Genomic DNA, 5,712 nt, shown 5'->3' with positions numbered 1-5,712 from the left:
AACTCAACTATGCGTATGCCAAAGCTGTGCAGCAATATGACAATGGAAGCTACATTCTGTCCAGGCCCGACGGTACATTTGATTTTAATTATTATCCAAAAAACCTGACTATACAAAGTCCGACAGATTATGGAAAGACGCACAACACTTCGGCTACGCTGACTTTCAATCACCAATTCAGCCAAAAACTGAAACTGACCGTAGTGGAACGCGCAGTACGGAATGTGCTGGATTATACCGACCATATCCCGGTGGGAAGAATCCGGAACGATTCAATCAGCAGGGGATACCAGGATTGGGAAACGGACCGGTTTAGTTTGCAGACCACTGCATTTGCAACTTACAATGCGAAAACGGGTGCGCTCGGCCACCAGCTGATCGCCGGGGCAGATTACAACCGGTATGGCTGGACGCAAAATGATTATCAGTACAAATCGTCCACCCGCATTTCCATCCTGCATCCTGACTACACGGGCAGCATTCCTGATCCTGCTGTGCCGGCAGACGAATCCGATGACAATAAACGCATTACCAATCTCATAGGCGCTTACGTGCAGGACCAGGTAAGTATCGGCGACAAGCTGAAAGTGCTACTGTCCGTCCGTTTTGACAGCTACAATGGAAAAGAAACGCCGTTATCGGAGCGCGACAACAAGCAGGGCGACGAGCTGAAAACGTCGGGCTGGATACCGCGCGTCGCGCTGGTGTATTTGCCCGTGAAAAACCTTTCATTATATGGTACCTACCTCAAATCCTTCAATCCGCAAACTTCCAACAACGTACTTGCGGGCGGTCCATTCCCGACGCGCCAGGCTACACAATACGAAGTTGGTAGCAAGGCAGACCTGATCAGTAACCGTTTGTCGGCCACTTTATCGCTCTACCAGATCAATTATGCCAATATTCTTACAGCAGCACCTACCGAAGAAAACTCTCACCGCCAGGCGGCAATTGACGGAACGCGCAGTCGGGGAGGCGAATTTTCGGTAACGGGCAGTCTTAATAACCTGAGCCTGATAGCAGGATATGCATTCAACGAGCATGCGCTGGTGAGCACGAGTACCTACGGCAAAAAGGGCGACCGCTTTGCCAATGCGCCGAAACACCAGGTCAATTTCTGGGGTAAATACACAGTGTCCGAAAAAGGGCTGCGCGGACTCGGCATTGCTGCTGGTGTCCGCTATGTAAGTGATCAGGTGGGGTTACTGAGCAATCAGAACTTTGTATTTCCTTCATACACCGTGCTCGACGCGGCGCTTTCCTATTCGCGGAACCGGTACCAGGTACAGGTCAATGCATACAACCTGACCAACCGGCATTATTTCACGGGAAGCCGGTCGGGCGTGACTACGGCGGGGCTTGGCGATCCGTTTAATATCAGGGTGGGGGTTAGTTATCAGCTTTGGTAGGCCGGGGTTGTATGAAAAAATTCACATTGAACCGAAGCTTATTCAGGCTGCATAGCTGGCTCGGACTCGTAACAGGCGTATTTTTGATTTTGCTGGGATTAAGCGGCTCCGTTCTGGTTTTCAGAACGGAGCTCGACGAGTTTGCAAATCGGGAGTTACTGCACGTTTCTTCTGCCGGCAACCCACTGCCCGCAGATGCATTGATGCGCTGCTATGAAAAGATTACCGGTAAGTATCCCAATCTCGACGGGATTGCCTGGCTCAACCCCGATGCGGGGCCTGGCGATGCTTATAATTTCAGGATTTATTTCAATGATACGCGGCTGCTCACCTATGATCTGGCGCTGATTTCCTTCAATCCCTACACCGGCGCGATTCTTCGCGAGGGACCGGCTACGGACTTCACACCCAGTTTTATCGAGTGGTTGTTTCAGTTTCATTTCAGTTTTCAGCTGGGCATGCCCGGCGCAGCGCTTACCGCAATCTTTGGCATTACCATGCTACTTTCGCTGCTTACCGGAGCTGTTATTTATAAAAAAATGATCTGGAAAGTGCTGACTTTCCGGATTTCAATTAACTGGAAAAACTGGCGCACGATCAGCTCGGGGCTGCACCGTATTGTAGGTGTGTGGTCCCTGCTTTTCAATGCGGTGATCTTCTTTACCGGATTCTGGATGAACCTGTTTGCTTTTGACGCAAAAACCTGGGAAAAAGAACTCGCCCCCGCGCGGCCAAATACGCTCATGCAGGTACGTGCCGACGATATGTACCTACATGCAATGCACGCGATGCCCGACCTGGAACCGACCTATGTGTACCTGCCAACACAACCCGAGCGCAAATTTGAAGTAAGAGGATATCATCAGGGTCAATGGAAAATCTGGGGCGCGTCCAACTCTGTACGCTTTGATCAGCAAACCGGCGAATTGTTGAAAATCACAAGGCTGTCGGATAAATCTGTCAGCGAGCGCATTGAGGCTGCTGTACAGCCGGTACACGTGGGAAATTTCGGGGGATTATGGGTGAAGATCTTCTACGTACTCATCGGACTCACGCCCGGATTGCTTGCTGTTAGCGGCTTCTTGCTGTGGTGGCGGCGAATCTAAATAATTGAATATAAACATTCGCGGTAATTGTTGCATTACGGCATTTTAGGATGCGCACTGGCATGCATTTTACTTCATAGGTGTCTGATTTTAACGTGTGTACGAGCAGATGGATTATTTAAAGGGGTTTGCAGCCTTGGTGTATGAAGAAAGATGATATAATCCCCTGGGACTGGCACCGCATCCTTTTCGGACAAGCTCCTCCTGAATACCTGATCGAAGTTTTCCTGAGAACCAGCCTGATTTACATTGCATTGCTCATTATCATCCGCGCGATGGGCAAGCGGATGGGTGGACAGTTAAGCATTTCTGAAATGGCCATTATGGTCACACTCGGTGCGATTGTCTCACCGGCAATGCAGATCCCGCAGCTTGGACTGCTGATGGGCGTAATGATCCTGGTTTGCGCGCTCATATTCCGACGCGGCGTAAGTCTTGCCGAATTTTCGAGCAGGAAATTTGAAAAACTCAGTCAGGGTACCACTGAGATGCTCGTCAAAGACGGGATCATCCAGATAGATCAGCTCGAAAAAGCCAAAGTATCCCGGCAGCAACTTTTCGCCGCACTCCGGGACGAAAACGTTTTCAACCTGGGCGATGTGGGCCGGGTGTATATGGAGGCATTCGGCTGTTTCAGTATTTACATGAATGCCGAACCGGCGGCGGGTCTCTGCATTTTTCCACCTTCGGACACCAGTATCGAATGCTACTCGCAGCAGATCGTGGAGGAACACAGCGCCTGCATTAACTGCGGCCATGTAGCCCAAGGTGAACAAGCGTCGCAGGCTTGTGAAACGTGCGGCTCTGATAGCTGGATACCAGCAGCAGTTTCCGTCAAATATGATCTTATCGACAAATGAAGCCGGAAGAAATATTCATTAATGACTGGCAGCGCATTTTTGTCGGTGACGTACCGGGTGCTTTTTACGCTGAAGTTGTACTGCGCGTCGCGGTAATTTACCTGATCCTGATGGTAGCGATGCGCCTGATGGGAAAAAGAATGGCGTCTCAGCTCAGCCGGAACGAAATGGCGGCGATGGTCTCACTGGCAGCTGCGATAGGGGTTCCCCTGCAATCGCCCGACCGCGGTATTCTGGCTGCGGTGGTTATCGCGGTGATCGTTGTCTTCGTGCAGCAGCTGATCGCCAGACTGGCTATGCGAAATCAAACGCTTGAAAAGATCACACAGGGAGATGTCACGCCCCTCATTGAGGATTCGCGCCTGAATTTACAGCTAATGAAAAGGGCGGGAATTACCAGAGAGCGGGTATTTGCCCAGCTTCGCTGCAAAAGGATACGCCACCTGGGTGAGGTAAAAAGACTGTATTTTGAGGCAGGCGGCACATTTACATTGGTCAAGCGGCACGAATCGGTGCCCGGGCTGCCCATTCTGCAGATCTGGGACCAGGATTTCCAGCACAGGATCAGCGCCATTGCAGAGAACTGGGTTTGTTCCAATTGCGGTCACGACCGAGGCATTGCGCAGCCTACTAAATCCTGCGAAAATTGCGAGGGTACTTCATTTATCAAGGCAGTAGAGTAGTAGATCGCTCTACCCGGTGTCTTCGGTCAGCAGCCAATCGGCTGGCTGCAATGGAATGATTTTTCAGCACTTACCTGTTCATCGTTTTTAATCACAAACAGAAATTTATTATGGCTACGAGCAAAGTAAAACAAATACACGACTTCGGTCAAAGCATCTGGCTGGACTTCATCGACCGTAAAATCATCGACTCCGGTGAGTTGAAAAAGTTGATCGAGGAAGATGGCGTGCGGGGCGTTACTTCCAATCCTGCCATTTTCGAAAAGGCAATCAGCAGCAGCTCGGATTACGATGCCGACATTGCCGAGCTCTCCAAAGGCGACAGCACCAACGAAGAAATATTTTTCAGTCTTGCCATCGAAGATATCAAGGCAGCTTGTGATCTGATGATGCCGGTTTACAATGAAGAAGATGTGGTAGGAGCAGATGGATATGTGAGCCTGGAAGTTTCCCCTTTTCTTGCCCTCGATACCCAGGGTACCATCAAGCAGGCGAGTGAGCTCTGGATGGCGGTGGACCGTGCCAATGTCATGATCAAAATCCCCGGAACACAGCCGGGACTTACTGCAATACAAACGGCGATCAGTGAAGGGATCAATGTCAATGTCACATTGCTTTTCGGGCTCGACCGGTACGAAGCTGTGGCAGAAGCCTACATTTCGGGTCTGGAAAAGCGCGCGGAAATCGGTTTACCGGTCGACCATGTTGCTTCGGTCGCGAGCTTCTTTTTGAGCCGCATTGATATTTTGGTAGATCCGATGCTGGAAGAAAAAGGATTGGGCGAACTGAAAGGCGAAGTGGCAATTGCTTCTGCTAAATTGGCTTACCAGATCTATAAACGCATGTTCAGTACTGATCGCTGGAAAAAGCTGGCCGACAAAGGCGCGGTTCCGCAGCGGTTGCTGTGGGCAAGTACCAGCAACAAAAATCCTGCATTCAAGGATACCCGGTACGTGGAAGCGCTGATTGGCCCTAATACGGTAAACACAATTCCAATGGAAACGCTGGAAGCCTACCGCGATCACGGCGATCCTGCAAGCCGGCTTGAAGAGGATCTGGATGCCGCAACTAGTGTCATGGACAAGGTGAAAGCCGCTGGCATTGATATGGACGCGATTACCAAACAGCTCGAAGAGGAGGGAATTGAGAAATTCAACAAGCCCTTCCAAAAGTTGCTGGACGCAATCGAAAACCAGAAGTAGGTTGCCGTTTTTAGATAAATGCGCAAAGCCGCTCCTGTTTCCAGGGGCGGCTTTCTGCGTGTTTGGGCTAATAGATGCTAGTAGTTATAGTGGTTGAGTGCGGCCAGCTGGGTCGTGAATGTCCAGCCGAAGGAAATGTGGGCGCTGTTTCCATTGGCTTCTATTTTGTGCAGATATCCCATATCAGCGATGTACAAAGAGCCTTCCGAAGAAACCATTTGCGCACTGGGCGTAAACAGTGGTGAGAAGAGGAGCGCAAGTCCAACTGCCGGGTCGAGTTTATAGATACCGAATGTCTTGCCCGACGTCGTCTTCACGTAGTAAAGTTTTCCATTCAGCGCCACCAGCTCTCTTGCATCGGCGACAGCAGCAATCTGAACGAAGTTCTCAGTATCCGGGGTCAGGCGGAAAATGGCATTCTTGGTCATGATATAGAAGAAGCCTTCCATGTA

6 protein-coding genes are annotated in these 5,712 nt (G+C 50.4%); 5 read left to right on the top strand and 1 reads right to left on the bottom strand.

Annotated features, from left to right (window positions below; translation table 11 throughout):
- The 5 genes from ACTIE6_RS15550 to tal form a co-directional block, all read left to right on the top strand.
- A partial coding sequence (locus ACTIE6_RS15550; RefSeq protein ID WP_439557510.1) for a TonB-dependent siderophore receptor occupies nt 1-1,409 on the top strand: 1,409 nt, incomplete at its 5' end.
- Between the two features lie 11 nt (nt 1,410-1,420).
- On the top strand, nt 1,421-2,515 hold the full coding sequence (locus tag ACTIE6_RS15545; RefSeq protein WP_439557509.1) for a PepSY-associated TM helix domain-containing protein: 1,095 nt from the start codon (nt 1,421-1,423) through the stop codon (nt 2,513-2,515).
- 143 nt (nt 2,516-2,658) lie between these two features.
- On the top strand, nt 2,659-3,375 hold the full coding sequence (locus ACTIE6_RS15540) for a DUF421 domain-containing protein (protein ID WP_439557508.1): 717 nt from the start codon (nt 2,659-2,661) through the stop codon (nt 3,373-3,375).
- Nucleotides 3,372-4,058, top strand: coding sequence for a DUF421 domain-containing protein (locus tag ACTIE6_RS15535; RefSeq protein WP_439557507.1), 687 nt, complete (start codon nt 3,372-3,374; stop codon nt 4,056-4,058). The genes ACTIE6_RS15540 and ACTIE6_RS15535 overlap by 4 nt, the downstream gene beginning before the upstream one ends.
- 110 nt (nt 4,059-4,168) lie before the next feature.
- Entirely contained in the window at nt 4,169-5,260 is a 1,092-nt protein-coding gene (tal, locus tag ACTIE6_RS15530) for a transaldolase (protein ID WP_439557506.1), read from the top strand.
- A gap of 77 nt (nt 5,261-5,337) precedes the next feature.
- Here the strand turns inward: tal and ACTIE6_RS15525 are convergent.
- Nucleotides 5,338-5,712, bottom strand: a 375-nt coding sequence (locus tag ACTIE6_RS15525) for a hypothetical protein (protein WP_439557505.1), incomplete at its 5' end; no start/stop codon positions are given.

Origin of the sequence: Dyadobacter sp., assembly GCF_051859145.1 — a bacterium.
In the GTDB taxonomy this organism is placed as follows: domain Bacteria; phylum Bacteroidota; class Bacteroidia; order Cytophagales; family Spirosomataceae; genus Dyadobacter.
The sequence above is the reverse complement of the archived record's forward strand: the minus strand, read 5'-3'. Positions and strand labels throughout refer to the sequence as shown.